Source organism: Pseudomonas savastanoi, from assembly GCF_020917325.1.
Taxonomy (GTDB): domain Bacteria; phylum Pseudomonadota; class Gammaproteobacteria; order Pseudomonadales; family Pseudomonadaceae; genus Aquipseudomonas; species Aquipseudomonas amygdali.
In genome coordinates, this window is sequence record NZ_CP076652.1 from 43,967 (window position 1) to 70,465 (window position 26,499).

General features: G+C 60.1%; 25 protein-coding genes. 7 read left to right on the top strand and 18 right to left on the bottom strand.

Annotated elements, in window-relative coordinates; all coding sequences use genetic code 11:
- Window positions 1–90 precede the first annotated feature (90 nt).
- Window positions 91–1,146: an aminopeptidase gene (locus KP808_RS00210; RefSeq protein ID WP_230017225.1), complete on the top strand. Its 1,056-nt coding sequence runs from the start codon at window positions 91–93 to the stop codon at window positions 1,144–1,146.
- A 138-nt stretch (window positions 1,147–1,284) separates the two neighbouring features.
- On the opposite strand, the gene KP808_RS00215 is transcribed toward KP808_RS00210, so the two are convergent.
- Entirely contained in the window at window positions 1,285–1,830 is a 546-nt protein-coding gene (locus KP808_RS00215; protein WP_058402455.1) for a gamma carbonic anhydrase family protein, read from the bottom strand.
- Between the two features lie 76 nt (window positions 1,831–1,906).
- Here KP808_RS00215 and prlC point away from each other — a divergent pair, with 76 nt between their 5' ends.
- Window positions 1,907–3,994: an oligopeptidase A gene (prlC, locus tag KP808_RS00220; RefSeq protein WP_230017226.1), complete on the top strand. Its 2,088-nt coding sequence runs from the start codon at window positions 1,907–1,909 to the stop codon at window positions 3,992–3,994.
- Window positions 3,991–4,278, top strand: a complete 288-nt coding sequence (locus KP808_RS00225) for a YheV family putative zinc ribbon protein (RefSeq protein ID WP_005743922.1) — start codon at window positions 3,991–3,993, stop codon at window positions 4,276–4,278. Before prlC ends, KP808_RS00225 begins: the two co-directional genes overlap by 4 nt.
- Window positions 4,279–4,356: 78 nt before the next feature.
- Here the strand turns inward: KP808_RS00225 and KP808_RS00230 are convergent, their stop codons facing one another.
- The 6 genes from KP808_RS00230 to abc-f all read right to left on the bottom strand — a co-directional run bounded on the left by KP808_RS00230 (window position 4,357) and on the right by abc-f (window position 10,491).
- Window positions 4,357–4,671, bottom strand: coding sequence for a hypothetical protein (locus tag KP808_RS00230; protein ID WP_054994648.1), 315 nt, complete (start codon window positions 4,669–4,671; stop codon window positions 4,357–4,359).
- A 95-nt stretch (window positions 4,672–4,766) separates the two neighbouring features.
- Complete coding sequence (locus KP808_RS00235) at window positions 4,767–4,997, bottom strand: hypothetical protein (protein ID WP_005743920.1); 231 nt, start codon at window positions 4,995–4,997, stop codon at window positions 4,767–4,769.
- A gap of 213 nt (window positions 4,998–5,210) precedes the next feature.
- The gene (locus tag KP808_RS00240) at window positions 5,211–7,109 is read right to left on the bottom strand and encodes a cytochrome c/FTR1 family iron permease (protein WP_230017227.1); all 1,899 of its coding nucleotides are present in this window, start codon (window positions 7,107–7,109) and stop codon (window positions 5,211–5,213) included.
- Window positions 7,110–7,270: 161 nt separating this feature from the next.
- Window positions 7,271–7,903, bottom strand: coding sequence for a LysE family transporter (locus KP808_RS00245; protein WP_058409844.1), 633 nt, complete (start codon window positions 7,901–7,903; stop codon window positions 7,271–7,273).
- Between the two features lie 67 nt (window positions 7,904–7,970).
- The gene (locus tag KP808_RS00250) at window positions 7,971–8,564 is read right to left on the bottom strand and encodes a mechanosensitive ion channel family protein (RefSeq protein ID WP_230017228.1); all 594 of its coding nucleotides are present in this window, start codon (window positions 8,562–8,564) and stop codon (window positions 7,971–7,973) included.
- A 16-nt stretch (window positions 8,565–8,580) separates the two neighbouring features.
- Window positions 8,581–10,491: a ribosomal protection-like ABC-F family protein gene (gene abc-f, locus KP808_RS00255; RefSeq protein ID WP_005743916.1), complete on the bottom strand. Its 1,911-nt coding sequence runs from the start codon at window positions 10,489–10,491 to the stop codon at window positions 8,581–8,583.
- Window positions 10,492–10,537: 46 nt separating this feature from the next.
- Between abc-f and KP808_RS00260 the strand changes: the two genes are divergently transcribed.
- The gene (locus KP808_RS00260; RefSeq protein ID WP_230017229.1) at window positions 10,538–11,014 is read left to right on the top strand and encodes a TIGR02444 family protein; all 477 of its coding nucleotides are present in this window, start codon (window positions 10,538–10,540) and stop codon (window positions 11,012–11,014) included.
- Here KP808_RS00260 and KP808_RS00265 read toward each other — a convergent pair.
- The gene (locus KP808_RS00265; RefSeq protein ID WP_230017230.1) at window positions 11,011–12,036 is read right to left on the bottom strand and encodes an AlgP family protein; all 1,026 of its coding nucleotides are present in this window, start codon (window positions 12,034–12,036) and stop codon (window positions 11,011–11,013) included. The genes KP808_RS00260 and KP808_RS00265 overlap by 4 nt on opposite strands.
- A gap of 216 nt (window positions 12,037–12,252) precedes the next feature.
- Between KP808_RS00265 and KP808_RS00270 the strand changes: the two genes are divergently transcribed.
- Window positions 12,253–12,933 (top strand): FKBP-type peptidyl-prolyl cis-trans isomerase, encoded by a 681-nt coding sequence (locus tag KP808_RS00270; RefSeq protein ID WP_002551367.1) that lies wholly within the window; start codon window positions 12,253–12,255, stop codon window positions 12,931–12,933.
- 79 nt (window positions 12,934–13,012) lie between these two features.
- Here KP808_RS00270 and KP808_RS00275 read toward each other — a convergent pair whose 3' ends face one another.
- From KP808_RS00275 to KP808_RS00310, 8 genes are all read right to left on the bottom strand, one after another.
- Complete coding sequence (locus KP808_RS00275) at window positions 13,013–13,486, bottom strand: Rsd/AlgQ family anti-sigma factor (RefSeq protein WP_057405717.1); 474 nt, start codon at window positions 13,484–13,486, stop codon at window positions 13,013–13,015.
- A 174-nt stretch (window positions 13,487–13,660) separates the two neighbouring features.
- Window positions 13,661–14,188 carry a disulfide bond formation protein B gene (locus KP808_RS00280; RefSeq protein ID WP_230017231.1) on the bottom strand — a complete coding sequence of 176 codons (528 nt, stop codon included), beginning with the start codon at window positions 14,186–14,188 and terminating at the stop codon, window positions 13,661–13,663.
- Between the two features lie 216 nt (window positions 14,189–14,404).
- On the bottom strand, window positions 14,405–15,649 hold the full coding sequence (locus tag KP808_RS00285) for a heme biosynthesis protein HemY (RefSeq protein ID WP_230017232.1): 1,245 nt from the start codon (window positions 15,647–15,649) through the stop codon (window positions 14,405–14,407).
- Entirely contained in the window at window positions 15,646–16,767 is a 1,122-nt protein-coding gene (locus tag KP808_RS00290; protein ID WP_057403653.1) for a uroporphyrinogen-III C-methyltransferase, read from the bottom strand. The genes KP808_RS00285 and KP808_RS00290 overlap by 4 nt, the downstream gene beginning before the upstream one ends.
- Before the next feature lie 53 nt (window positions 16,768–16,820).
- On the bottom strand, window positions 16,821–17,594 hold the full coding sequence (locus KP808_RS00295) for a uroporphyrinogen-III synthase (RefSeq protein WP_058402446.1): 774 nt from the start codon (window positions 17,592–17,594) through the stop codon (window positions 16,821–16,823).
- Window positions 17,591–18,532, bottom strand: coding sequence for a hydroxymethylbilane synthase (gene hemC, locus KP808_RS00300; protein WP_058402445.1), 942 nt, complete (start codon window positions 18,530–18,532; stop codon window positions 17,591–17,593). Before hemC ends, KP808_RS00295 begins: the two co-directional genes overlap by 4 nt.
- Window positions 18,533–18,757: 225 nt before the next feature.
- A complete protein-coding gene (locus KP808_RS00305) occupies window positions 18,758–19,504 on the bottom strand; it encodes a LytR/AlgR family response regulator transcription factor (protein ID WP_002551374.1) in 747 nt (248 codons plus the stop codon).
- Window positions 19,501–20,583 (bottom strand): sensor histidine kinase, encoded by a 1,083-nt coding sequence (locus KP808_RS00310; protein ID WP_044321083.1) that lies wholly within the window; start codon window positions 20,581–20,583, stop codon window positions 19,501–19,503. The genes KP808_RS00305 and KP808_RS00310 overlap by 4 nt, the downstream gene beginning before the upstream one ends.
- A gap of 133 nt (window positions 20,584–20,716) precedes the next feature.
- Between KP808_RS00310 and argH the strand changes: the two genes are divergently transcribed.
- Both argH and KP808_RS00320 read left to right on the top strand, forming a co-directional pair.
- Window positions 20,717–22,111, top strand: coding sequence for an argininosuccinate lyase (gene argH / locus KP808_RS00315; protein WP_016980491.1), 1,395 nt, complete (start codon window positions 20,717–20,719; stop codon window positions 22,109–22,111).
- 435 nt (window positions 22,112–22,546) lie between these two features.
- Complete coding sequence (locus tag KP808_RS00320) at window positions 22,547–23,788, top strand: nucleoside recognition domain-containing protein (protein ID WP_058409837.1); 1,242 nt, start codon at window positions 22,547–22,549, stop codon at window positions 23,786–23,788.
- Window positions 23,789–23,792: 4 nt separating this feature from the next.
- Here KP808_RS00320 and KP808_RS00325 read toward each other — a convergent pair whose 3' ends face one another.
- Both KP808_RS00325 and KP808_RS00330 read right to left on the bottom strand, forming a co-directional pair.
- Window positions 23,793–24,986, bottom strand: a complete 1,194-nt coding sequence (locus KP808_RS00325; RefSeq protein ID WP_058409836.1) for a DUF5924 family protein — start codon at window positions 24,984–24,986, stop codon at window positions 23,793–23,795.
- A gap of 96 nt (window positions 24,987–25,082) precedes the next feature.
- The gene (locus tag KP808_RS00330) at window positions 25,083–26,459 is read right to left on the bottom strand and encodes a M16 family metallopeptidase (protein WP_230017233.1); all 1,377 of its coding nucleotides are present in this window, start codon (window positions 26,457–26,459) and stop codon (window positions 25,083–25,085) included.
- Window positions 26,460–26,499: the final 40 nt, after the last annotated feature.

Here is a 26,499-nt window from a genome sequence, read left to right on the forward strand (position 1 = left end):
CTTTTTAATCGGCGAATCTCGACAGTTGCACATCTCCCTGCCCGTCCGGCATAACATCACCCTGTCCAAATCACCAAAGCCCTCCCGCTCATGTCCACACTGACCGCTCCACGCCTTTGTCGCGTCATTTCACTGATGGCCGTCACGCTGCTTGCCGGCTGTTCCAGCGTTTCCTACTACGGTCAGTTGGCTCAAGGACAGTGGCAATTGCTGCAGGCTCGCGAACCGGTGGCGAAGATCGTCGCTGACCCGAAGCGGGATGCCGGGTTGCGTGAGCGTCTGGCCCGTTCACAGTTGGCGCGGACGTTTGCCACTGAGCATTTGCATCTGCCGGATAACCAGAGCTATCGCCTGTATGCGGATCTGGGGCGGCCTTATGTGGTGTGGAATGTGTTCGCCACCGACGAGTTTTCGCTGGAGCCTGTCACGCATTGTTTTCCGATTGCCGGGTGTGTCGCGTATCGCGGTTATTACAGCCCTGGCGGGGCGCGTGGTGAGGCGGCGTTGCAGCGGCAGGCGGGTAAGGATGTGTATTTGAGTGGTGTGGAAGCCTATTCGACACTGGGCTGGTTCAATGACCCGATTCTCAGTTCGATGATGGGCTGGGGTGACGAGCGTCTGGCCACGCTGATTTTCCATGAACTGGCGCATCAGCGGTTTTATGTGAAAGACGACACCGAGTTCAACGAGTCCTACGCCAGCTTCGTCGAACAGGAAGGTACGCGGCAGTGGCGTGCGGCACGGGGGTTGCCGCCGGAGAGTGTTTCGCAGTCCGCACGGCGTGATCAGTTTACGCAACTGGTGCTCGATACTCGGGAGCGGCTCAAGGCGTTGTATCGCCAGCCGCTGTCTGCTGAAGTGATGCGCGCGCGCAAGGCTGAAGAGTTTGAGCGGTTGCGCAGTGACTACCGCAAGTTGCGTGATGAGCAATGGGCGGGCGACAAGCGTTTTGATGCCTGGATCAACAGCCCGATGAACAACGCCAAGCTGCTGCCGTTTGGCCTTTATGATCAGTGGGTGCCAGCGTTTGCGGCGTTGTTCAGGCAGGTGAATGGCGATTGGGTGGCGTTTTTCAATGCTGTGGAGAAGTTGGGAGGGATGCCGGTCGAGGCGCGCAAGGCGGCGCTACAGCGGTTGATGCCTTGATGGATTCTCGTTACTACGCTCCGCGTGGTAATGCCTTTCTGGACGCTCTGCGTCCGGTCTCGAGTGAGCGGCGCTGTGCAGATTTGTGACGCAGAGCGGCACGGGATGCATTCCTACGCTGGAGCGTAGGAACGATAGTCAGGCCTGATCAAACCCCTCCGCCAGATGCTGATCCTTGAGCTTCACGTAATTAGTGGCGCTGTACGGAAAAAAGGCGATTTCCTTGTCGGTTAATGCACGCACCTGTTTGACCGGGCGGCCGACATACAGAAAGCCGCTTTCCAGCACTTTACCGGGCGGTACCAGGCTGCCTGCGCCGATGATGACTTCGTCTTCGACAACCGCGCCGTCCATGATCGTCGTGCCCATGCCGACCAGGATGCGGTTGCCGATTGTGCAGCCATGCAGCATGGCCTTGTGGCCGATGGTCACTTCGTCGCCGATCAGCAGCGGGAAACCGTCCGGGTTGAAGGGGCCTGCGTGGGTGATGTGCAGCACGCTGCCGTCCTGCACGCTGGTGCGGGCACCAATGCGGATGCGGTGCATGTCGCCGCGTACCACCGTCAATGGCCAGACGGAGCTGTCGGCACCGATTTCAACATCGCCGATAACCACCGCTGAATGGTCGACAAAGGCCCGTTCGCCGAGGGCCGGGGTGTGTTCCTGAAACTTGCGAATGGCCACGATAGGCTCCTTCTTTGGCAGTGATAGGCGTGCAGAGCGGGTTTGGTTGCTGCGGTCGGCGTCGATTGTAATTAAGATGGCTGGGTGTTTCTTCCAGCCAAGGTGCAAAACCGTGAGCGCGAACAACCCTCTTCTGCAATCGTACGACCTGCCACCCTTTTCGGCGATTCGTGCCGAACATGTCAAACCTGCTATTGAAAAAACTCTGGCGGACAACCGTGCCGCGATTGCCGACATCCTCGCCAAACAGGGGTCGACACCGACTTGGGCCGGGTTGGTGCTGACGATGGACGAATTGAATGACCGCCTTGGCGCGGCATGGAGCCCGGTCAGCCACCTGAATGCCGTGTGCAACAGCGCCGAGCTGCGCGAAGCGTACGAATCGTGCCTGCCTGCGTTGAGCGCCTACTCCACCGAGATGGGCCAGAACCGCGCGCTGTTTCAGGCCTATGAAGCGCTGGCCAACGGCCCTGAAGCCGCCACCTTCGACGTCGGTCAGAAGACCATTCTGGAGCAATCGCTGCGCGACTTCCGCCTGTCCGGCATCGATCTGCCGCCTGAACAGCAGAAGCGTTACGCCGAAGTGCAGAGCAAACTGTCGGAGCTGGGCAGCCAGTTTTCCAACCAGTTGCTCGATGCCACTCAGGCCTGGACCAAGCTGGTCGCCGATGAGTCCGCCCTCGCCGGTCTGACCGATTCTGCCAAACAGCAGATGGCTGCCGCCGCCAAGGCCAAGGATCTGGAAGGCTACCTGATCACGCTGGAATTCCCGAGCTACTACGCGGTGATGACCTACGCCGAAGACCGCGCACTGCGTGAAGAAGTCTATGCGGCTTACTGCACCCGCGCGTCGGATCAAGGCCCGAATGCGGGCAAGAACGACAATACCCCTGTCATGGAGCAGATCCTCGACCTGCGTCAGGAACTGGCCCAACTGCTTGGCTACGCGAACTTCGCCGAGCTGAGCCTGGCAACCAAGATGGCCGAGTCCAGCGATCAGGTGCTGAGCTTCCTGCGTGACCTGGCCAAACGCAGCAAGCCTTTCGCGGCCCAGGACCTGGAGCAGCTCAAGGCCTACGCCGCCGAACAGGGCTGCCCGGATCTGCAAAGCTGGGACAGCGGTTTCTACGGCGAGAAGCTGCGCGAACAGCGCTACAGCGTTTCCCAGGAAATCCTGCGCGCCTACTTCCCCATCGATAAAGTGCTTGGCGGCCTGTTCGCCATTGTCCAGCGTCTGTACGGCATCGAGATTGCCGAGCAGAAAGGCTTCGACACCTGGCACCCGGATGTTCGTCTGTTCGAGATCAAGGAAAACGGCCAGCACGTCGGGCGTTTCTTCTTCGATCTGTATGCGCGCGCCAACAAGCGTGGCGGTGCCTGGATGGACGGCGCTCGTGATCGCCGTCGCACGGCTGAAGGCACGCTGCAAAGCCCGGTGGCCAATCTGGTGTGCAACTTCACGCCTGCTGTCGCGGGCAAGCCTGCACTGCTGACCCACGATGAAGTCACCACGCTGTTCCACGAATTCGGTCATGGCCTGCATCATCTCCTGACCCGCATCGATCATGCCGGCGTATCCGGTATCAACGGCGTGGCCTGGGACGCAGTCGAGTTGCCGAGCCAGTTCATGGAAAACTGGTGCTGGGAGCCCGAAGGCCTGGCGCTGATCTCCGGTCATTACGAAACCGGCGAGCCATTGCCGCAGGACCTGCTGGAGAAAATGCTCGCCGCCAAGAACTTCCAGTCCGGCCTGATGATGGTGCGTCAGCTGGAGTTCTCGCTGTTCGACTTTGAATTGCACGCCACCCACGGCGATGGCCGCAGCGTACTTGAAGTGCTGGAAGGCGTTCGTGATGAAGTGTCGGTCATGCGTCCGCCTGCCTACAACCGCTTCCCGAACAGCTTCGCGCACATCTTCGCAGGCGGCTATGCAGCCGGTTATTACAGCTACAAGTGGGCCGAAGTGCTGTCTGCCGATGCGTTCTCGAAATTCGAGGAAGACGGTGTGCTCAACGCTGAAACCGGCCGTGCCTTCCGCGAAGCCATTCTGGCCCGTGGCGGTTCACAGGCGCCGATGGTGCTGTTCGTCGACTTCCGCGGACGCGAGCCGTCGATTGACGCACTCTTGCGTCACAGTGGCTTGAGTGAGGACGCGGCAGCATGACCGATACACCGGTAATCATTACCAAGAAACGCTTCATTGCCGGGGCTGTTTGCCCGGCATGCAGCGAGCCTGACAAGCTCATGATGTGGAGCGAAAACGACGTGCCGCACCGCGAGTGCGTGGGTTGCGGCTACAGCGATACGCTCAACGAACAAGGTATTTCGATACCGAAGGAGCTGGGTACGCGGGTCAACAAGGTGGTGGTCAAACCGGCAGACCCGAAGGTGCAGGGTGTGCAGTTTTTTCCGAATCCGAAGTTGAAGAAGCCGGTGGATTTGGGTTGATTGATCCATCGCTAAAAAGGGGCGTATAAAACGCCCCTTTGCGCAAGATAGAGGCTGAGGGTCTTCGCACGCACGGCTTTACTGGCTGGAAATTTTCAGTTTTACAAATGCGTTGACCAGACCCAGAACAAGTTCATTATCTGCCTGGCCAACACCTGCTACTCCGTCGACATCAGCACCGCTTTTAACGGTGTCGTAGGGCTTGCCCAATTCTGGTGTAGTAGCATAAGCCGTATGGGATAGTTCACCTTTTTGAGTAACTAAAATCTTGAGCCCAGGAAGCGTATAGTCGGTGTCTACCGACTTATCAAGGTTCCAGAACTCCACCAAAACCTCAGGAACTCCATCACTTTCAAAATCGTCACTAGAAATTCTGATTTCATAATTAGCCATGTTCTCAATCCTCTTTTATTGATTGAGATGCCAGCACTGCGGACCTTTCCGGCACCTGTAAAAATTAAGGTTTTGCGCCAAGCCTAAGCCGGGCCTTACCAATCCGCCAGCTCAGCCACCTTCTTCCTGAACGCCAACGCCAGAACATGGAGTACTTCCTCATCCCTGCCCAGTTGGCCTCCTATTATTTCGTATCGTCCATGAGGATAAAGTTTTATCAGGGCATGTTCTTGCAGCTCATTGTCCTCATAAAACTCAATGGCTATTACAGGATGGTTATGTCGCTTGGTGTCTTCAGCCCACAACCGAATCTCGTACTTGACCATCACCCACCTCGTTCTCAGGTAAATGCGCCAGTACCCGGTAGCCGAGTTGGCGTTTCGCTACACTAGGCCTGACAAGAAAGTGCGTCTACTGGCAGAAGTAACAGGTGGTTGTTTGTACAGGGAGGAACGTATCTAACGGCGGGAGTTAATAATACTTATTAGTCTATTGCGGACACGCAGCAGGCGCCACGTGTCCGTCCAGATATTGAACCCTCAGCCTGCTGCCTGAAGCCTGCGTTTCTCTGCCAGACGACTTCTGCCGTACAGCACCGCAATGGCGGTCAGGGCAATGGCCTGTGCGCTCAGCGAGTACAGGTCAGCATGAATGCCCAGCCAGTCGAACTCGAAGAACGGCACGGGCCTTGTACCGAATATGCCCGCTTCCTGCAGTGCCTTGACGCCATGACCGGCAAACACCACTGACAGCGCGCACAGCAGCGCAGCGTTGATGCCGAAGAACAGCGACAGCGGCAGCTTCGCCGAACCGCGCAGGATGACCCATGCCAGGCCCACGAGCAGCACCAGCGCCGTGGCACCACCCGCCAGCACGGCATCGTGCCCGGCGGGTCCTGCCTGCAACCACAGGGTTTCATAGAACAGGATGACTTCGAACAGCTCGCGATACACCGAGAAGAACGCCAGCACCGCGAAGCCGAAACGACCACCGCCGCCGACCAGACTGCTTTTGACATAGTCCTGCCATGCGGCGGCATGACGACGGTCGTGCATCCACACACCAAGCCAGAGCACCATTACGCTGGCAAACAGCGCGGTGGCACCTTCCAGCAATTCACGCTGTGCGCCGCTGACGTCGATGACATAGGCCGCCAGTGCCCAGGTACCCAGCCCTGCCAGCAGCGCCAGACCCCAGCCGATGTTGACGCTGCGCACCGCAGACTGCTGGCCGGTATTGCGCAGAAACGCCAGAATCGCCGCCAGTACCAGAATCGCTTCCAGTCCTTCACGCAGCAGAATCAACAGGCCCGAAACGTAGCTCAGCGACAGGCTCAGACCATCGCTGCCCAACAGCCCCGCCGATTCCTTGAGCTTGCCTTTGGCCGCTTCCAGCTTTTGGGCAACCTGCGCCAGCGGCAGGCTGTCCTGCAAGGACTGTCGGTAAGCCATCAGGCTTTTTTCAGTGTCCTTGCGCACATTGGCGTCTACGTTATCCAGTGAGCTTTCGACCAGTTCGAAACCTTCCAGATACGCTGCCACCGACAAGTCATAGGCCTGCTCGCGATCACCGCTCTTGTAGGCAGCCAGGCTTTTGTCCAGCGTTACACTGGTGTAATCCAGCAGTTGCGCCGGGCCGCGCTGCACCTGTGGCGGCTGCGCACGCTGGGCACGGAAGGTTGCGCTGGCATCCGGACCTTCGGCTGTCTGAACTTCGGCAGGTGTCTGACGAGCCAGGTCGGCGATGTTGAAGGTCTTGGCCGGGTTGGCAACCGGTTGCGCACTGAAACCGGCGATATAGGTCGCGATGTCCCAGCGTTGGCGGTCGTCCAGTTGATCGGCAAATGCGGGCATGTCGGTCCCGGCGATGCCCAGCCCGGTCGCGTTGTAGAGATCATAAAGACTCAGGCGATCCAGCCGTGCCGAGTCACGCAGGTTCGAGGGAGGCGGCTCCAGACCGATGCCTGCCGGGCCGTCGCCTGCGCCGCTATCGCCATGACAGACCGAGCAATGCTGAGCGTAAAGTGGCGCACCACGGGCCGGGTCCGGAGTAATGGCCGGGGCCTGGCTGACTTCGTAGGCAAGTGCCAGCTTCGCACTCAACTGCCGCGCCTGACGAGCTACCTGTACGCCGTCCTGTCGACTCGCCACGGCGTTTTTCAGCTGCGTGACGGCCTGCTCCAGATCAGCACGCTCTGCGCGTTGCGGCAGGGCCACGACGAGGCTTTGCAGCGCTGCCAGGTTGTCGACCTGCTGCTGATACTCGGCGGTATTCACGACCTTGCCATCCGCCACAGTGGCCGGATAGTCGGCACCCAGATAATCCAGCAGATGCAACGCCTGGGCTGCGCCCTCGACAGGATCAGCCAGCGTGACGCCGCTGCACAGCACCAGTAGCGGCATCAGCAGCCAGGCAAGGAAACGAGAACGGAGGGGCATTGCAGAATCTCGACAGGAATGCGATGCGGTGCATTGTTAACGCCGCAAGAGCACTACTCAAGAGTCGAGGTCTGTTTTTGTTACAGAATCTTACGTTCGGCCTTCATATAGCCTTTGAACAGGACGTTTGCCCGTTCAAAGGCTTGAAGAGGTTGGCAGGTTTACGCTGTACCGCGATGCAGTGTGGCCAGAAACCCCGCCGCCCCTACGAACAGGCTGGCAAACGTACGGTTCAAGCGACGCTGCTGGCGAGGCGTCTTGAGCATGCGCAGCACCTTCGACGCCAGCCCGGTGTAGCCCGCCATCACGATCAGATCGACCACAACCATGGTCGCCGCGATGATGACGTACTGGATGAGCAGCGGAGCAGCCGGTTCGATGAATTGCGGCAAAATCGCCAGCATGAAGATCAGAGCCTTGGGGTTGCTGATATTGACCAGAAAACCGCGGATCACCAGCGTCATCGGTTTGCCGACAGGGCGCACGGCAGACTCGTCGCCAAGGTCAGTAGGCAATGCACGCCATTGCTTGATGCCGAGATAGACCAGGTATGCCACGCCGAACCACTTGATCAGCGTGAAGGCCATCTCGGAAGCTGCCAATACCGCGCCAAGCCCGGCAGCAACAATCGCGATTTGCGCCACCAGGGCAATTTGCAGCCCCAAGGCATTCCAGTAGCCGCGCAGAAAACCGTATTGCAGGCCGCAGGACATCGAGGCGATAGCGCCTGCACCGGGGGAAAGGCTGATAATCCAGCAGGCCGCAAAGAAGCCCAGCCACGTTTCAAGCGCCATCACACACCTCAAGCAAAGTCGAATGCCCGATAAATTAGTGGTTAACGCCTTGGAAGGCTAACTATTTTTAATCCTGCTCGTCAGGCTGCTTAGCAACCACCATCTGTGGAAACAGATCACTGCCACGCCAGCGCCGGACCGATTTCTGGAAGAACTGGCTATTGGGCACCTGAACCAGCGCGCCACCGGCTTCCGGGGTCTCGATCAGGGTGGTGAACATCAGATTGATGGCGACCACGCGACCCTTTACGCCGGGCTTGTCCAGCGTATCGACCAGCTCGACCATGTCACCGATGCGGAACGGGCCGATGGTGAAGATCAAAATGGCGCAGAGCAGGTTCGACAGCACGCTCCACATCGCGAAGAATGCCACCGCCGCGACGGCGACAAAGCCGGACAGGGCCGTCCACAGCACCGTAGCCGATACCCCGAGCCGGCCGAGGACGAAGACGAAAGCGCTGCCCATGATCAACCAGCGCAAGCCGCCACGCACCGGCACCAGTAGCTCTGGCGGCAATGGGTAGCGCTCGCCCAGACCGGTCAGAAAACCGCCCACGATGCGCTGCAATACATAACCGGCCAACAGGATCAGCAGAATCTGCATACCGATCAGCAACGGTTCAAGCCAGTACGCGGATACCGGCAAGCCCAACATGTCCATCACTTCCCCGCCCCACTCACGACAATGCTTCCAGTTCGGCTTGCATGGACTCCAGCAGTTCCAGTGCCTGCATCCAGGCGTCTTCCAGCTCGGACTCACGTACCTTCAACTTTGCCTGCTCGGCCAGCAGGTCGCGCAGTTTGTCCTTGTTGGCCGCCTCGTAGTTGGTGCTGTCCGCCAGCGCTTCTTCGACCTTGGCGAGTTTTTCATTCACCAGCCCAAGGTCACGCTCCAGCTTGTCGGCTTCACGCTTGTGCGGTGCCAGTTGCTGACGCAAGGCCGCTGCCTGCTGACGCTGGGCTTTCTTGTCAGTCTTGTCGGCGTTGACTGGCGTGGTGCTGACCGGGGCGTTGCGCAGGCGGTAATCGGCCAGCCAGCGCGTGTAGTCATCCAGATCGCCGTCGAACTCCTGTACGCGGCCGTCAGCCACCAGCAGGAAGTCATCGGTGGTGCTCTTGAGCAAGTGCCGATCGTGAGACACCACCAGTACCGCGCCACCGAACTCCTGCAAGGCCATGGTCAGCGCCAGGCGCATCTCCAGGTCCAGGTGGTTGGTCGGTTCATCGAGCAGCAACAGGTTGGGCTTTTCCCAGGCAATCAGCGCCAGCGCCAGACGCGCTTTCTCGCCACCGGAGAAATTCAGCACCGGCTCATCCAGACGCGCGCCACGGAAATCGAAGCCGCCGAGGAAGTCGCGCAGTGTCTGTTCACGTTCAGTCGGTGCCAGACGCTGCAAGTGCAGCAATGGCGTGGCCTTGGCATCCAGTGAGTCAAGCTGATGCTGGGCGAAGTAGCCGACGGTGAGGTTTTCACCTCGAACCAGTCGACCGCTCTGCGGCTCAAGCTCGCCAGCCAGATTTTTGATCAACGTCGACTTGCCCGCGCCGTTGGGGCCCAGCAGGCCGATGCGCGCGCCCGGCGTGAGTTGTAGTTTGACCTTCTCGAGGATGGTCTTGTCGCCGTAACCCAGACGCGCGTCTGAAAGATCCAGCAACGGGCTGGAGATCTTGTCGGATTCACGGAAAACGAAGTTGAACGGCGAATCGACGTGCGCGGCGGACAGCTCTTCCATGCGCTCCAGTGCCTTGATCCGGCTCTGGGCCTGACGGGCCTTGGTGGCCTGGGCCTTGAAGCGCGCGATGTACTTTTCCATGTGCGCGCGTTGCGCCTGCTGCTTCTCGTAGGCCTGTTGCTGCTGGGCCAGACGTTCAGCACGAGCGCGCTCGAACGCGCTGTAGCCGCCACGATAGAGGGTGATCTTGCGTTGCTCGACGTGAGCGATGTGATCGACCACAGCGTCCAGAAAATCCCGGTCGTGGGAAATCAGCAGCAAGGTGCCGGGGTAGCTTTTGAGCCAGTCTTCAAGCCATAGAATGGCGTCGAGGTCCAAGTGGTTGGTCGGTTCGTCGAGCAGCAACAGGTCGGACGGGCACATCAGCGCCTGCGCGAGGTTCAGGCGCATACGCCAGCCGCCGGAGAAACTGCCGACCTGACGTTCCATCTGTTCGTTGGTGAAACCCAGCCCGGCCAGCAGCTTGCGCGCCCGCGCGTCTGCGGTATAACCGTCGGCGCTGTCGAGCTCCGAATGCAGACGCGCCTGAGCAGCGCCGTCCTGCGCGGCTTCCGCCTCGGCCAGCAGACGCTGAACCTCGCGCAGGCGCTCGTCGCCATCGAGTACGTAGTCCACGCCCAGGCGCTCAAGGGTGTCGACCTCCTGACGCATATGCGCGATACGCCAGTCGGCGGGCAGCAGGCAGTCACCGGCATCGGGCGTCAGCTCGCCACGCAGCAAGGCGAACAGGCTGGATTTACCGGCGCCATTGGCACCGATCAGGCCGGCTTTATGGCCGGCGTGCAGGGTCAGCTCGGCGTCTTCTAGCAGACGTTGCGGACCACGCTGTAAGGTAAGGCTTTGAAGTCGAATCATAATGGCGGCGGAGTCTACCAGCTTCGTCCTGAACAGGTGGATCACTATGCCTTCAGCGCTCTGGAGTTTCACCCTCGATTTCTATGCCCGTCCGGGTGTAGAGCAGGCTTGTCTGACGCTGCAGGCCAACGGGGCCAACGTGTGCATGGTGCTTTGCGGGGTATGGCTCGGCACGCGCGACGTGGCGTGCAATGCGCAGCGATTAGCGCAAATAAAGCAGTTGGCGACACCTTGGCATGACGATGTCGTGCGTCCGCTACGGGATTTGCGTAACCAATGGCGCAATGCGGCGCTTGAAGATGCCTTGCTGGCTACATTACGGATGAAGGTCAAGGCGCTGGAATTGGAGGCCGAACAGAGCCTGATGATAAAGCTTGAGGCACTGACCGGGGACTGGCCGGCGGGTGAGGCGAGGAATGCAGACGAGTGGCTGCTCGAACTTGCCGAAGGGGATGCAGAAAAAAACCGCGATGCGCTGGATGTGCTGCGCATCGCGGTTGATCTTGCCGTCGACCAGACTTAGGAAGCGCTGGTTGGCGTTGCGCCATTGGCAGGTGTTGCCGGTGCAGCAGATGGCGCGGCAGGTGCAGGCGTCGTCGGCTTGGCAGCGGCAGCAGGCGCTGGCGTAGCCGGTTTGGCGGCGGTCGGCTTCGCTGCTGGCTTGGCCGCAGGTTTGGCGACAGGCTTGGCTGCTGCTTTCACAGGCGCCTTGACTGGTGCTTTGGTCGCGGCCTTCGCGGGCGCTTTCACCGGGGCTTTCGCCGCTGGTTTGGCTACCGGAGTTTTTGTTGCTGCTGGTTTGGCAGCGCTGCTTGCCGTCGTTTTGGCGACAGGTGCCTTGGCCGCAGCCGCTTTGGCAGCCGACCGGGTGACAGCAGGTTTAGCCGTAACCGGCTTGGCGGCGGCTGTTTTTGCCGCGGCAGGCTTCGCTGCTGCCGCTGCCCGGGTGGCAGGTTTGGCGGCAGCTTTCACCGGGGCTTTGGTTGCCGCAGGTTTGGCTGCAGGCTTGGCGACCGACGAAGGCTTGGCAGCAGTTTTGGCGACTGGCTTGGCAGCGGCCGCTTTCACTGCGGTTTTTGCAGGTGCTTTTGCTGTAGCGGCAGTCGCTGCTTTGGCGGCGGCTTTAGGGGCCGCAGGCTTGGCATTGCGAGTGGTCAGGATCTTGCCGACCGCCTCTTTCACGCGACCGATACCCTGGGCCAGCTTCAGGCTCTCTTGGGCATCGCGCTTGAGGTGCAGAATGTAGGTGCGGGTTTCGGTCTGGCGATCCTTGAGGGCATCGAGCAACTCTTCCAGCTCGGAAACGGCGTCTTTGGCCTTGGCCTGTGCCTTGGATTTTCCGGCGGTGGCAGCGTCCTGCAGTTTGATGCGGGAGTTGTGCAGTTTTTCCTGCGCCTTGCCGCGTTGTTTCTCAAGCTTGGCGAGCAGTTTCTCGGCATCAGCCAAGGCTTGGGAACAGGCGTCTTCCAGATGTTCAAGCAAGCTGCCCGATAATTGTTGGAGCAAATGCAACGGAGTATTTACTGGCTTCTTTTTGGCCGACATGACTTACCTCCTGGGTGACGAAATTGCGGCTCATACTAGGCTTCTGCGCGCATCGCCGCTAGCGCATCTTGACAGCATCCAGGGGGCGCTGTTGCATACTGCAAAAAATGATTGCCCGACACGATGCGCAGGCATTGTGAAATTCACTTCGCAAGACTCGTCACTACACGCGCTGGCGCTGGCATAATCGCTGCCTTCCCAGGCCGGAGAGCATTAATGTCGCGCTACCTGTTAACGTCGTTGTTCCTCTTGCTACCCCTGGCTCAAGCTGCCGAAGCACCACCTGCGGCGGCCGATGATGGTCACGATCTCGCCTACAGCCTGGGTGCAAGCCTTGGTGAACGCTTGCATCAGGAAGTCCCTGACCTTGACCTCAAGGCGCTTGTCGACGGTCTGAAACAGGCTTATCAGGGCAAGCCGCTGGCACTCAAGCAGGAACGTATCGACCAGGTTCTGCGTGAGCATGACGCGGCAATCGCGCAGGCCGAGACCGCAGGCACAGACGCGCCTACCGAGGCAGCCCTGAAGGCCGAGCGCACGTTCATGGACAGCGAGAAGGCCAAGCCGGGTGTGAAGGTATTGGCTGACGGGATTCTCATGACCGAGCTGACACCCGGCACGGGCCCCAAACCTGATGCCAATGGCAGGGTTGAAGTACGCTATGTGGGGCGCTTGCCGGACGGCACGATCTTCGATCAAAGCACTCAGCCGCAATGGTTCCGGCTCGACAGCGTGATCAGCGGCTGGACCAGCGCATTGCAGACCATGCCGACTGGCGCGAAATGGCGACTGGTGATTCCTTCGGATCAAGCCTACGGTGCCGAGGGTGCTGGCGACCTGATCGATCCGTTCACTCCGCTGGTATTTGAAATCGAGCTGATTGCCGTTTCACAGTAAGCGGATGTAAATCCGGAATTCAGAAACGCGAAAGGGTGCAAACGCACCCTTGGCATTTGTAGCCTTTGCACGCGAGCGGTCACACCTGCGCGGCGATCTCTTCCTTGTGGGAGTTGTGCAGCACTTCAATCAGGCAGTCTTCCAGCTCGAAGCGCTCGTGCAGCAGCTGCCCCAGCTGGTTGAATTCCTTGGCCACCACCGTAGCGTCCGAGCAGTCGCCCTTGTCGCAGCGATCATTGAACGTCAACGCAAACTTGGTAATGACGTCCAGGCGCGGGTAGATCGTGTCAGCCAGCTCAAGCCCACGCTCGTCGTTGAACGCGCGGGCTTCATCGCCCAGCTGTTCATAGACCTCAAAGTGTCCGGCCGAGACGTAATCGACAAGAACTCCACAGAAGTTCTGCAAGCCTTCAAGGTCGGCTGCCAAAGCCTGGGGCGTGTCGCCCAGCGCATCGTAGGCTTCGACCAGTTCGAGGCGGCTTTGAAGCCAGCGATCAATCAGCTTATTGACTCCGCCCCAGCGTTCCTGAGCATTCTGACAACTTTCCAGCATGGTCTTCTCTCTTCCCTTCAGGGGCATGCAGTCCTGGGCCGGTCCTGGCGGTTAGCCTGTACCTGGCCTGATAGATGCGCCAGGACAGCATATTTCCAGTGACGCGTGCGGGCCAGATTATGCCCGCTCGACAAGGCCTTCAAGGTACGCAGGAGATAAAGTTCATACAAGCGTTTAATACCTGGCCCGATCTTTGGTCGCCAGCCAGTGGCTGAATTCGCTGAAAAGAGGATACAGGGGTAACAGCGCAAGGCCGGTAAATGCCAGCAGACTCCACTCCGGCAGGCTTATACCGAACAGGGTCCAGGTGATTTCTGCGCAAAACATTGCATCGCTTCGCAACCGGTCAATGCACATCTCCAGCGAGAGCAGGCTTAACAGATGCTCCAGTCTGGTAATGAAAGGTATCAATTGATCTGCCGAGGCGGTTTGCAGCCATACCTGAGCGCCTGCCGTAACAAGCCCTGTCAGCGCGATCAGCAGAAAGCCCAGGCTGTAGCGCCGCATGCCTGTCGGGCCGGGAGCGTGGCAGGCAGCGCACAATGCCAACACACCGCAGGCGATGATTGCCGCGCGTTGTATCAGGCAAAGGACGCAAGGGTCGAGGCCGAAGGTTTGCTGCAGATAAAAGGCGGTGCCAATGATTGATGCACAGGCCAGCGATGCCAGGAAAAACAGGAAGCGTGTGCGAGCCAGATACATGGCAAATCCGTAACAAAGGACGAGGCGATTACGGTAGAGGAAAGGGTACGGCGCATTCAAGGTGGCGGCGTGCGGATAAGTCGCTGTTTACCTGGGAAAACAAACACACTACTGCGTGGTTCTTTTACACATCGGCGTAGGAAGATTCTCACGAACTATTTTCTGATGGTCTTCGAGACAGCATGGAGAGCCCTCGCACGGGGCTCTCCGGCAGCTTTATGCTTTGGTCAGCACAGGCACAGGGCGCGACAGGAAGCGTTCGTCGAGCAGGCCCAGGCCTTCCTGAAACAGCGTATTGCTGCGATCCGTCTCACCCAGCTGGGCCAGCAGACGAGCCAGCTCTGCGCAGGTCTCGGGATTGCGTTCCAGACGCAGGCTGCTCTCCAGATAATCCCGCGCCTTGCCCCACAGTCGGCCTTGCAGGCAGATACGCCCCAGGCTCAGCAACAGGCTTGGATCGGCAGGATGATGCTTGAGCCAGCCTTCTGCCGTTTGCAGTTGCTTCAGCGGATCGCTGCCGCGCACCAGGCCATACAGACGCGCCAGATGGCTGTTGTATTCGCGCTTGAGGGCGCTACGCAGCACCTCTTCAGCCTGAGCTTCGGCGCCCAGACGACGCAATTGATCGGCATACGCCAGCACCAGTTGCGGCTCCTGACGCTGTGCGGAGGCGAGTCCTTGCCAGGCGCTTTCCAGCGATGGCAGCCCGGTGGGTGAGCCTTCGATACCATCGCGGTACGCCGCCAGGGTCAGGTTCTCGCCCCAGGCGCGGCGTTCCAGCTCGGCAAGCTCCTTGGCTGGCAGGACCTTGTCCTTGCGCAGCTCCGGCATCAGACGAACAACATCGGACCAGTCGCCACGTTGCTGATACAGACGCTGCAACTGGCGAAGCACCTGAGGGTTATGTGGATGACGCTCTTTCATTGCCAGCAGCGTGGTGAGCGCACCTTCGGTGTCGCCACGATCCTGTTGCAGTTGAGCGTGATTCAGGGCTATTGCCAGTTCGGCTTGTGGTTGACGCTCCAGCGCACGCTCCAGCAAGGCATCGCAGTCTTCGTAACGCCCCTGCTCATTGGCCGCGCGGGCGGCGCCAATGTAGTAAAGCAGTGGATGGGCATCGGCTTCCGCCGCCCGTTGCAGATGACGTTGTGCGCTGGCCCAGCGTCCCTCGGCAAGGTCCATCTGGCCATGCTCGATAGCCAGTTGCACACGGCGACGGCGGTTACGACGCGACCATGGGTTGACCACGCGGCCTGACGTCGTCAGCAGCGTGATGACCAGCCGCAGAAGGGCGATCACCAGCAGAACTGCGACCAGCAGCGCCAGCGTTGCCCACAGGCTCGATTCATAGCGGAAGTTCTGATAGGCGATCAGCACGTAGCCGGAATGCTCGGCGATGGCGACACCAATCAGCGCCGCGGCGGCGATAGCGATGAATAACAGCACATAAAAGCGCTTCATCGGCTGGTCCCCTGTTGCGCCTCGGCTGGCTGGCCCGCGGCATGACGGCGTTCAAGGTAGGCCTGCACCGAGCTAAGGCTCTGCGCCAGATCAGGGGTCTTGACCGATACGGGCTGTTTGGCCAGAGCCTCAAGCCCTTGGCCGAGCACTTTGCTCTGTGGGTCGTCCTGATCGAAGTTGGCCTTCAGAACGCTCTGCGCTTCGGTAATGGCCTTGGTGTAGACCTGCGGCTCGCCGTTGAGCGCCGCCCATTGCGCTTGCTCCAGCGCCAGGCTCAGAGCCAGACGCACTTGGGAAAGGCTTTGGCCCGCCAATACCGGGCGGATATCCTTGTCGGCGTTGAAATCGATACGGAAGTAATGGGAAATTTCGTCCCACCATTGCGTCCACCGGCTTTGTTCAGTCTTGTCGGCGGTCAGGCCCAGAAGAGACTCGCCCTTGTCTTCGTATTCAGGTGCCAGCTTATTGAGCTGCTCAGCCTGTTCGCGTAGGGCGGCCAGTTGCAGGAACAGTCCGGTGCGGTCTGGCTGCTCAACGCTGCGCAAGGCGGCAAGGCTCTTGGCCAGTTGCTCGCGGGCCGCAAAGGAGCCGGGGTCGTCCTGCTCACGCAGAATTTCGTCGGCACCCTGAACCAGCGCCTGAGCACTGTTGATGTCCTGCAGTGCTGAAAGACGCAGGCTGGCCAGACGCAGCAAATGCTCGGCCTCGGCCAGGCGCCAGTCCTTGCGGCTCGCGCCAAGCACGGTTTCGAGTCGCTGGCTGAGGCGCTGCTGATCGCCCTGCAATTGCGCGACCAGACGTCTGCTGTCTGCCAACTGATCGGCAGGCGGGAATTGCGCGAGGCGTGCGCTCAGTTGCTGATCATTCTGGGCCAGTACCAGCGTCTGTTCGGCGATGTCTTCAACCTGGCCGCGCTGCTGCTGGTGGCCGGCTTGCAGCATGCGCAGTTGCCAGACCCCCCAGCCTGCGACCGCGACACCCGCGATACCCAGCAGCAAGGCCAGGAATACCAGGCCACTGCTGCGGCTGCCGGTGCGCTCGGCACGTACTGGGTCAGGCTTGGGTGCAGGCGTTTTCAACACCGATTCATCGTCTTTAGGCAAGGCTGTTTCGCTCACGTATCCCATCCTTTGCATTTTGGCGTAATAGCGTAAACGACAAGTGTCGATCATTACGCCTTGACGGCAGGCTGAGGTTGATCCCGCAACGCTGCCAGCAATGCCGTGGCGCTGGCGCCACGACAATCAATAACGGTCCGGGCTCCAGCTGCCTGCGCAATGCTGGCAACCCGGGGGCTTGGTACGAACAGTGGCAAATCGGCCAGGTCCGGCCATGAATCACCCGCCAGCTGAAGCAAATGTTCAAAACCCTGCCCACTGCTGACCACCAGCCCGTTCAAGCGTTCCACCGCAACACGTTGCGGCAGGGCGTCGGGGGCATGCTGCGGCAGGTAGCGACGATACAACGGCAGGTAATCAACTCCCACCCCCAACTCGCGCAATTGCTCGGCCAACAGTTCGCGTCCTTCGTCACCGCGCATGATCAGCACACGGCTTCCCGGTACGGCAATCGCCTGTTTCAGGCGCGGCAGCTCAAGCAAGGCTTCGCTGTCATCGCCCTGCTCCGGCCAGCTCGCATCGAGCCCGTAATCAAGCAGTATCTGCCCGGTTGCTGAACCCACACTGAACCAGGGTTGCATGGGTGGCTGTGGCCACACTTCGTCGATCAGCTCGATGGCCAGCCGCGCCGCAGGTTTGCTGACCACGATCACTGCACAATAATTGAGCAGCTCGAAAATGATCGAACGCTGTGCAGGCGTCAAGGGCAATGGCTCTGTCTCGAGCAAAGGCAGGCTGCTGCTGAAGATACCGGCCTCGGCCAGCACGTTCGCCAGCGCTGCCGATTCTTCGGCCGGGCGGGTCAGCAACAGGCGCCAGGTGTTCATTCGTTGTTGGCCTCGCCATACACCGCTTTCAGAATGTCCGCGGCACCCTGCGCCAGCAATGCTTCGGCCACCTGTACACCCAGCGCCTGGGCGGATGTCTGTGGTGCGCGGGCTTCGGCGTGCAGCAATACACTCCCGGACGGGTCGCCCACCAGCCCGCGCAACCAGACGTCATCGCCTTCCAGCACGGCATAACAGGCGATAGGCACCTGGCAACCACCGTTGAGGTGCTTGTTCAGCGAGCGTTCGGCAATCACGCGCACGGCGGTGTCTTCGTGATGCAGAGGGGCAAGCAAGGCATGAATTTCGGCATCAACGCTGCGGCATTCGATACCCACCGCGCCCTGGCCGCCCGCTGGCAGGCTGTCGTCAACGCTGATTGCCGAGGTGATACGATTTTCAAAGCCCAGGCGGATCAGGCCCGCCGCGGCAAGAATGATGGCGTCGTACTCGCCGGCATCGAGCTTGGCCAGGCGCGTATTGACGTTGCCACGCAGGAAGCGGATCTGCAGATCGGGACGACGCGCCAGCAATTGCGCCTGACGGCGCAGGCTGGAGGTGCCGACGATGCTGCCGGCTGGCAGTTCGTCCAGGCTGGCAAAGGTGTTGGACACGAACGCATCGCGTGGGTCTTCACGCTCGCAGATGCAGAACAGGCCCAGGCCTTGTGGAAAATCCATCGGCACGTCTTTCATCGAATGCACGGCGATATCGGCGTTGTCTTCCAGAAGCGCTGTTTCCAGCTCCTTGACGAACAGACCTTTGCCGCCGATTTTCGACAGTGGGGAGTCGAGCAGCTTGTCACCACGACTGACCATGGGCACCAGCGTCACGAGCAGGCCGGGATGAGCCTGTTCGAGACGGGCCTTTACGTATTCTGCCTGCCAGAGTGCCAGCGCACTTTTGCGCGTGGCGATGCGGATTTCGCGAGAGGACATTGAACAATCCGTACTGAGTGAATGCGACGGATAATAACAGCTCAGTCAGGGTGGCTTCAGCGCCGACTGAAAACTTGCGTCAGCCCACTGACTTCGATCACCGAATCGGCCAGTGGCTGAGGGGGCAGGACGGTGCCCCGCAGACAAACCGGAGAACACACAGATCTGAAAACCCGACCAGTTCCGTGACTCGGTTTTGATGCCCAGGCTCCAGAGCGGGGAGCTCTAGAGCTGCTGCATCATCTTGCGTACACCGGCTACATGGCGGCGACTGACGATCAACGCATCGCCATTAAGCCCTCTGAGAAACAGCTGAAAATGCCCCAGCGGCGTGCGCTGCAACCGTTCTATTCGCTCGCGGGCCACCAGTGCATTGCGGTGAATGCGCACGAAACGGTCGCCGAATTCGTCTTCCAGCGCCTTGAGCGGCTCGTCCAGCAGCACTTCGCCACCCTCATGACGCAAGGTCACGTACTTATGATCGGCGATGAAGTAGATAACCTGGTCGAGTGGAATCAGCTCGATACCTTTGCGGGTCCGCGCGCTGATATGGCTGCGCGGGCCCGATCCGCTTTCTGCAGCCGGACGGGTCAACGCCGCCAGTTGCACGCGGTTTGGCCGCTCGGCTTTCCTCAATGCTTCGACGAGGTGCTCGGAGCGCACAGGCTTGACCAGATAGCCGACTGCACTGACCTGGAAAGCTTCCAGGGCGAATTCATCGTGGGCAGTGCAAAACACGACCGCAGGCGGAGCTTCCCGCTCGCACAGGCGCGCTGCAACCTGCAGGCCATCGAGACCCGGCATGCGGATATCGAGCAGCACCACGTCCGGTTTGTGAGTTTCAATCAGCGCCAAGGCTTCTTCACCATTGGAGGCGCTGGGTTCCAGTACTCGATAACCCTCAATCTCATTGACCATGCGGCTCAATCGCTCGCGGGCCAGGGGTTCGTCATCAACGATCAGGACATTCATATAGCTCTGGCTTCCTGCGTGAGTCTCGCACAAGGATAGCGTAGACAGGTGTAGTGACGACCGTCACGGCGCTCCACGCTCAGACTGGCATGCGGGCCAAAAAGTGCCGCAATACGTGCGCCTATATTCGTCAGAGCCTGCTGAGTACCGTTGGAAGTCTGCCGATTGGCAACTTCTTCATAGGGATTACTGACGCTCAATATGAACTCTCCCCCTTCATAGTTCGCTTCGACCGTTACAACGCCCCCCTCGACTCGCGGAGCAATGCCATAAATCAAAGCGTTTTCAAGTAATGGCTGCAAGGTTAGCTGGGGAATCGGCAAGTCATCGGGAATTGCACTCACCCTCCAGTCCAACTGTAGACGCTCGCCAAGACGATATTGCTCAATCGATAAATATCGTTTTGCCAATGCCAGCTCCTCGCCCCACGTTACCAGGCTGCCGGGCTTGGCCAGACTGGCGCGAAACAGGTCTGAAAGGTCGAGTACCGCCTGCTCTGCCTTGACCGGGTTGCTGGCAACCAGGCTGGCAATGCTGTTGAGGGTATTGAACAGAAAGTGCGGGCGGATCCGCGCCTGCAGCGATTCGATCCTGGCGCGCAGCTCGCCTTGTTGCTGCTTGCGCCACTGACTCTGCAGATAGAAATAGCGCAGCATCAGGGCGGACATGATCAACGCGATGGTCGAGTAGCGCAGGTAGCGCTCGACCATCCCGCCGATCGAGATCCGTCCGGTGAGCTGACAGACATCGGTGACGGCTGTGCACAGCAACGTCAGGCCGACCACCAGCAGGCAGCTGAGCATGCCTGCCAGCCCCGGTGTCAGGCGCGCCAGCCAGGGTCGCAAACCACACAGCAGCGCTGCGGAGAGCAGCACGATCCATTGCACGAACAGCGACATCAGCGCCAGACGTACCCAGTCGAAGCCGGTACGCATCGGTTCTACCAGCACCAGAACCAGCACCAGCAGCTCCGCCAGAACGACAAGCACCAGCAATGCCTGCGGCAGGCACAGTTCGGGGAGGAAAAAGTCTTTGCCGGGCACAGGCCGGGCATCGTGTTTCACAGGTTCGATTCGCATGCCTCCAGTCTCTGCCCTGGCCTCGTCAGCGGCAAGCTGTCCGGGGATAAAAATGCATCAACCCTGTTATCATCGCAATCGCCCTTGTGCCAGGTAACGGGCACGCCACTTTCTGTTAGCAACGAGCGAATCCATGAGCACCGACAAGACCAATCAGTCCTGGGGCGGCCGCTTCAGTGAACCCGTCGACGCGTTTGTCGCGCGTTTCACTGCCTCCGTCACCTTCGATCAACGTCTGTATCGCCACGACATCATGGGCTCCATCGCCCACGCCACGATGCTGGCCAAGGTGGGCGTTCTGACCGACGCCGAGCGTGACACCATCGTTGACGGCCTGAACACCATCCAGGCCGAGATCGAGGCCGGCAATTTCGAGTGGCGCGTCGATCTGGAAGACGTGCACATGAACATTGAAGCACGCCTGACCGATCGCATCGGTATCACCGGCAAGAAGCTGCACACTGGCCGTAGCCGCAACGATCAGGTCGCCACCGATATCCGTCTGTGGCTGCGCGACGAAATCGACCTGATCCTGAGCGAAATCACGCGTCTGCAGCAAGGCCTGCTGGGCCAGGCCGAGCGCGAAGCTGAAACCATCATGCCCGGTTTCACCCATTTGCAGACCGCCCAGCCCGTTACATTCGGTCATCATATGCTGGCATGGTTCGAAATGCTCAGCCGCGACTACGAGCGTCTGGTCGACTGCCGCAAGCGTCTCAACCGCATGCCTCTGGGCAGCGCTGCGCTGGCAGGCACCACCTACCCGATCGACCGCGAACTGACCTGCAAACTGCTGGGCTTCGACGTCGTGGGCGGCAACTCGCTGGACGGCGTATCGGATCGCGACTTCGCTATCGAATTCTGCTCGGCGGCGTCCATCGCGATGATGCACTTGTCGCGCTTCTCCGAAGAGCTGGTGCTCTGGACTAGTGCGCAGTTCCAGTTCATTGATCTGCCGGATCGCTTCTGTACCGGCAGCTCGATCATGCCGCAGAAGAAAAACCCCGATGTGCCTGAGCTGGTACGCGGCAAGAGCGGCCGCGTGTTCGGTGCCCTGATGGGCCTGCTGACCCTGATGAAAGGCCAGCCTCTGGCCTACAACAAGGACAATCAGGAAGACAAGGAACCACTGTTCGATGCCGCCGACACCCTGCGTGACTCGTTGCGTGCCTTCGCCGACATGATCCCGGCAATCAAACCCAAGCACGCCATCATGCGTGAAGCGGCGCTGCGCGGTTTCTCGACCGCAACCGATCTGGCCGACTATCTGGTCCGTCGTGGTCTGCCGTTCCGTGACTGCCACGAAATCGTCGGCCATGCCGTGAAATATGGTGTGGAAACCGGCAAGGACCTGGCAGAAATGAGCCTGGAAGAACTGCGTCAGTTCAGCAATCAGATCGAGCAGGACGTGTTTGCCGTGCTGACCCTGGAAGGCTCGGTCAACGCCCGTAACCACATCGGCGGCACCGCACCCGAACAGGTCCGCGCCGCCGTGGTCCGCGGTCAGGAACTGCTGGCCGGGCGCTGAGTACCGCCAAGGCATTCCTGGAGCCTGTGGAACCACAACTCAACTTATCGTGCGACGCTCCGCGTCGCATGCCGTTCTGGACGATCCGCGTCCGATCTTGAGTATGCGGCGCCTCTCAGATTTGTGACGCGGAGCGTCACCCACGGCATTCCCACGCTGGAGCGTGAGGAACGATAATCGCAACTATCGTGCGACGCTCTGCGTCGCATGCAGCTCTGGCGCGCTCCGCGTCCTCTTGGCGACGCAGAGCGTCGAGACCTGTATTTCCCTGCTGGAGCGTGAGGAGCGATAATCGCAACTATCGTGCGACGCTCCGCGTCGCATGCCGTTCTGGACGCTCTGCGTCCGCTCTTGATTGCGCCGTACGGCCTCCGCCGATTTCCCTCCAGCGCACCCCGCCGCTATCATCGCCGCATCTTGTGAGGGACTTATCCGATGCTCAATGGCCTGTGGCTTGGTTTTTTTGTCGTGGCGACGATTTCCGCGCTGGTGCAGTGGCTGGTGGGCGGCAACGCCGGCATTTTTGCGGCGATGGTCGAAAGTATCTTTGCCATGGCCAAACTGTCGGTCGAGGTCATGGTGCTGCTGTTCGGCACACTGACGCTGTGGCTGGGCTTTTTGCGCATCGCCGAGAAGGCGGGCATCGTCGACTGGCTGGCCAAGGTTCTCGGTCCGCTGTTTCTGCGCCTGATGCCGGAAGTGCCGCCCGGCCACCCGGCACTCGGGCTGATCACCCTCAACTTCGCCGCCAACGCGCTGGGTCTCGACAACGCCGCCACGCCTATCGGTCTGAAGGCCATGCGCTCGCTGCAGGAACTCAACCCGAGCAAGACCACCGCCAGTAACGCGCAGATCCTGTTTCTGGTGCTCAACGCCTCCTCGCTGACGCTGCTGCCGGTAACTATCTTCATGTATCGCGCCCAGCAGGGTGCTCCCGACCCTACCCTGGTATTTCTGCCGATTTTGCTGGCCACCAGCGTCTCGACCATCGTCGGCCTGCTGTCGGTCGCGCTCATGCAGCGTCTGCGTCTGTGGGACCCGGTGGTGCTCGCTTACCTGATCCCCGGCGCCCTGCTGCTGGGTACGTTCATGGCCTTTCTCGGCACATTGTCGGCGGCTGCGCTGGCGGGCCTGTCGTCCATTCTGGGTAACCTCACGCTGTTTGGCCTGATCATGATGTTTCTGATCATCGGCTCGCTGCGCAAGGTGCTGGTCTATGAGGCCTTTGTCGAAGGTGCGAAGGAAGGCTTCGACGTCGCCAAAAGCCTGTTGCCTTATCTGGTCGCCATGCTCTGCGCAGTGGGTGTGCTGCGCGCATCCGGCGCGCTGGACTTTGGCCTGGAAGGTATTCGGCATGTGGTGCAGTGGCTGGGGCTGGATACACGCTTCGTCGATGCGTTGCCGACCGCGATGGTCAAACCCTTCTCAGGCAGCGCCGCCCGGGCACTGTTGATCGAAACCATGCAGACCCAAGGCGTCGACAGCTTCGCAGCCTTGGCCGCCGCAACGATTCAGGGCAGCACCGAAACCACGTTCTACGTGCTAGCGGTGTACTTTGGCGCTGTGGGCATTCAGCGCGCTCGCCATGCAGTGGGTTGCGCACTGCTGGCCGAGTTTGCCGGTGTGGTGGCTGCGATCTTCGTCTGCTACTGGTTCTTCGGCGCGACCGCTTCCTGACGGCTCACTGCGCCGGAGCCTGCGGTGCAGATTCAGCAGGTGCCGACTCGGCAGGTGCTGCCTCCTGCTTTTCCTGCTTCGGCTGATCGGCGGGTGCAGACTCAGGTGTGACTTCCTCAGCCGAGTCGCCGCCCGGCTTGAGTTTGATTATCCGGCCTGTAGGTCGTTTCACGGCCGGTTGATCGTTGTCGGTGACGACAAAGCGCAGCACGCCGATCATCTGGCCGTCCTCGGTCAGCACCCTCACCTGCCAACGCCCTGTCACGTCCTCCGGGAAGTTCTGTTTGCGTGTCCAGGCGCGATAGCCTTCCTTGCGGCCGCCGTGGATATCCAGCGCGATGCGGTCCATCTCTTCGCCTTCATGCCACCACACATGGTAGATACGCTCATCCAGACCGCGCGGCGCATTGATGGCGGTGTACGCATACAGGCCGCCGTTGCGCAGCTGTTTGGCGCTGATCAGCGAAATACTGTCGCCCGGTGTGCGGTTCTTGTTATCGAAGTCCGGGCTGACCGCCACTTCGGTCAACCAGAGCGTCGCAGGCGGCACCCAGGAGCGCAGCAACCAGCCCGCCGCGCCGATGGCCAGGATGATGCTGATCACGGCCAGCGCGCTGCGCCAGGTGTTGAGCGGGAAGTTCGACATCAGGCTGGGTGCCGACAGCAGCATCGCCACGCCCAGCGCCAGTTTGTAACTCTCGGCGGTGGTGAGGTGCAGGATGATCGGCAGCGCGGTCAGCAGTGCCGCGAACAGTGTCAGAGTGTGCAACGTCATGAACAGCCAGCGTCTGGGCGCCAGCCACTTGTAGTAGAGAGGGTCGATGATGGAGATCAGCCCGGCGGCGCCGAGCACCGCAGTGAATACCGCCTGACCACTGTTCCAGGTGGTGGTGATGAAAAAGAACGGCAACACGAAAAACAGGCTTTCCTGATGGATCATCTGCGTGCCGTAGCGCAGCAAACCCTGCGGAATCTCGCGGCCCAGCGCCTTGTTGAGCAGCCCGACCATGGTGTTTTCGACCATCAGCCACAGCCAGCTGATCAGCATCACCACGGCAATCCAGGTGGCCAGCCCTGCCTGGCGGTCAACCAGGATAAAACTGGCGATACCTGAAACGAAACCAAACGCCGCAATGAGCCCCGGATAGCGCTGCATCAAGTTGAGCACGGGCGTCACATAGCGGTTCACGTCAAACATTCGGGGGTTCACTCGGTTCTGTTCATACAAAAAACCGCGCAGCGTAACAAGCGCAGCGCGCAGCCAACACCACCAATGCAGTTCGGCGTCAGGATTCTATTTGTTGCGTACACGCCAGCGCCACACGGCCAACAAGGCTATCAGGCCCAGCACCCCGCCAATCAGCCAGTACAGACCGTCATAACTGAACAGAGGTTTTTCAATTCGCATGTAGCCCGGCTGGGCGAGCAGCTGGCGCATGGCCTGGCTGGCTGTCTCCAGCTTCACCGCCTTGATGCGTTTGGCTGGGTCTTCGAAGCGCCCGTTTTCGTAATCATTGAGCGCGCTCCAATAATAGTCGGCCAGTGCACTATTGCCTTGTGTGGCCCACGATTGCCGGTCGATGGCGAGCTGTTGTAACCGTGCAAATGTAGCGGGCTGCATGCCTTCTTTTTGCAGGCGCTCGACCATACTGCGGATGTCCCGCTCGGCTTCATCGGCATCGTCCCGCTCGACATCGGCGTTCAGGCTCAGAAATCCGACATCGCCGAACACTTCCCGCTCGGCAGAAGGACCGTACGACAAACTGTGTTTCAGACGCAGCTCGGTGTAGAGCGTCCAGTCAAGATAGGCTTTGACCAGCTCCCAGGTTTCGTCGTGCTGGTCGTCGAGCTGTGGCTCGGGGTAGATCAGGTGCAGCTTGACACTCTCGCCTAGTCCGCCGCGCTCAAGCTCGCGTCGCGGCTCGGCTGAACCCGTGCTTTGCGCCAGCGGCGGGTGATCGATCGGGTCGGTGGGTGCCAGTTTGCCGTAAGTGCGCTCCAGATAGGCCGGCAGCAGCTTGTCCAGATCGCCAACCACGATCAGCGTCATGTTATTGGGCGCGTACCAGTTGGCAAATACATCTTCGATATGGCCCAGCTTGATGTCATCCACTTCAGGACGCTCGGCGCATTTGAGGCCCAGCTCCACCGCCAGTTGACTGCTGGCGCTGCGCCCCGAGTCACGCCGGTCGAGCAGGCGCTGCAAATGTGAAAAGTGCCCGCCGTCTTCGCGCTCTACAACGCGTTTGACGCCGTCCAGTCGTGCCTGACTGAGCTCGGTTTTGGTCATGATCTCCAGTAGCAGGTCGAGCACCTTGCGCTGGTTTCGCGCGGGGGCTTCAATCACGAAGGTGGTATCGGCATTGCTGGTGAATGCGTTCCACTCGCCGCCCAGTGCCTGCATGCGCTCTTCCAGACCGCCTTCACCGCTGTCATCAACCCCGCTGAACAGAAGATGTTCCAGCAGATGCGGCAGCTCCTTGTCCTGACAGGGGAAGTCATCGAAACCGATACCTACCACCAGCCGGATGGCGACGTGACCCTTTTCGGAACCGGGCTTGAGAAGGACTTGCAAACCATTGGGCAGCAGATAGCCCTCGACCTGAAGGCGGTCAAGGGCAAACGAAGGGAGTGAACCGAGGAGCAGACAAGCGAACAGCAGGCAACGCATAAAACAGCTTTCCTGGCGGGCCGGTATGTTTAACAGACTT

Bases quoted from the DNA above. Each gene is read 5' to 3' on its own strand.
- KP808_RS00260 (WP_230017229.1), top strand. From the start codon at position 10,538: ATGCCTTCAGCGCTCTGGAGTTTCACCCTCGATTTCTATGCCCGTCCG.
- KP808_RS00285 (WP_230017232.1), bottom strand. From the start codon at position 15,649: ATGAAGCGCTTTTATGTGCTGTTATTCATCGCTATCGCCGCCGCGGCG.
- hemC (WP_058402445.1), bottom strand. From the start codon at position 18,532: ATGTCCTCTCGCGAAATCCGCATCGCCACGCGCAAAAGTGCGCTGGCA.
- KP808_RS00295 (WP_058402446.1), bottom strand. From the start codon at position 17,594: ATGAACACCTGGCGCCTGTTGCTGACCCGCCCGGCCGAAGAATCGGCA.
- abc-f (WP_005743916.1), bottom strand. From the start codon at position 10,491: ATGATTCGACTTCAAAGCCTTACCTTACAGCGTGGTCCGCAACGTCTG.
- KP808_RS00240 (WP_230017227.1), bottom strand. From the start codon at position 7,109: ATGCCCCTCCGTTCTCGTTTCCTTGCCTGGCTGCTGATGCCGCTACTG.
- KP808_RS00325 (WP_058409836.1), bottom strand. From the start codon at position 24,986: ATGTTTGACGTGAACCGCTATGTGACGCCCGTGCTCAACTTGATGCAG.
- KP808_RS00320 (WP_058409837.1), top strand. From the start codon at position 22,547: ATGCTCAATGGCCTGTGGCTTGGTTTTTTTGTCGTGGCGACGATTTCC.
- KP808_RS00230 (WP_054994648.1), bottom strand. From the start codon at position 4,671: ATGGCTAATTATGAAATCAGAATTTCTAGTGACGATTTTGAAAGTGAT.
- KP808_RS00265 (WP_230017230.1), bottom strand. From the start codon at position 12,036: ATGTCGGCCAAAAAGAAGCCAGTAAATACTCCGTTGCATTTGCTCCAA.
- KP808_RS00280 (WP_230017231.1), bottom strand. From the start codon at position 14,188: ATGTATCTGGCTCGCACACGCTTCCTGTTTTTCCTGGCATCGCTGGCC.
- KP808_RS00225 (WP_005743922.1), top strand. From the start codon at position 3,991: ATGACCGATACACCGGTAATCATTACCAAGAAACGCTTCATTGCCGGG.
- KP808_RS00245 (WP_058409844.1), bottom strand. From the start codon at position 7,903: ATGGCGCTTGAAACGTGGCTGGGCTTCTTTGCGGCCTGCTGGATTATC.
- KP808_RS00305 (WP_002551374.1), bottom strand. From the start codon at position 19,504: ATGAATGTCCTGATCGTTGATGACGAACCCCTGGCCCGCGAGCGATTG.
- KP808_RS00330 (WP_230017233.1), bottom strand. From the start codon at position 26,459: ATGCGTTGCCTGCTGTTCGCTTGTCTGCTCCTCGGTTCACTCCCTTCG.
- KP808_RS00210 (WP_230017225.1), top strand. From the start codon at position 91: ATGTCCACACTGACCGCTCCACGCCTTTGTCGCGTCATTTCACTGATG.
- KP808_RS00310 (WP_044321083.1), bottom strand. From the start codon at position 20,583: ATGCGAATCGAACCTGTGAAACACGATGCCCGGCCTGTGCCCGGCAAA.
- KP808_RS00275 (WP_057405717.1), bottom strand. From the start codon at position 13,486: ATGCTGGAAAGTTGTCAGAATGCTCAGGAACGCTGGGGCGGAGTCAAT.
- KP808_RS00270 (WP_002551367.1), top strand. From the start codon at position 12,253: ATGTCGCGCTACCTGTTAACGTCGTTGTTCCTCTTGCTACCCCTGGCT.
- KP808_RS00235 (WP_005743920.1), bottom strand. From the start codon at position 4,997: ATGGTCAAGTACGAGATTCGGTTGTGGGCTGAAGACACCAAGCGACAT.
- prlC (WP_230017226.1), top strand. From the start codon at position 1,907: ATGGCTGGGTGTTTCTTCCAGCCAAGGTGCAAAACCGTGAGCGCGAAC.
- KP808_RS00250 (WP_230017228.1), bottom strand. From the start codon at position 8,564: ATGGACATGTTGGGCTTGCCGGTATCCGCGTACTGGCTTGAACCGTTG.
- argH (WP_016980491.1), top strand. From the start codon at position 20,717: ATGAGCACCGACAAGACCAATCAGTCCTGGGGCGGCCGCTTCAGTGAA.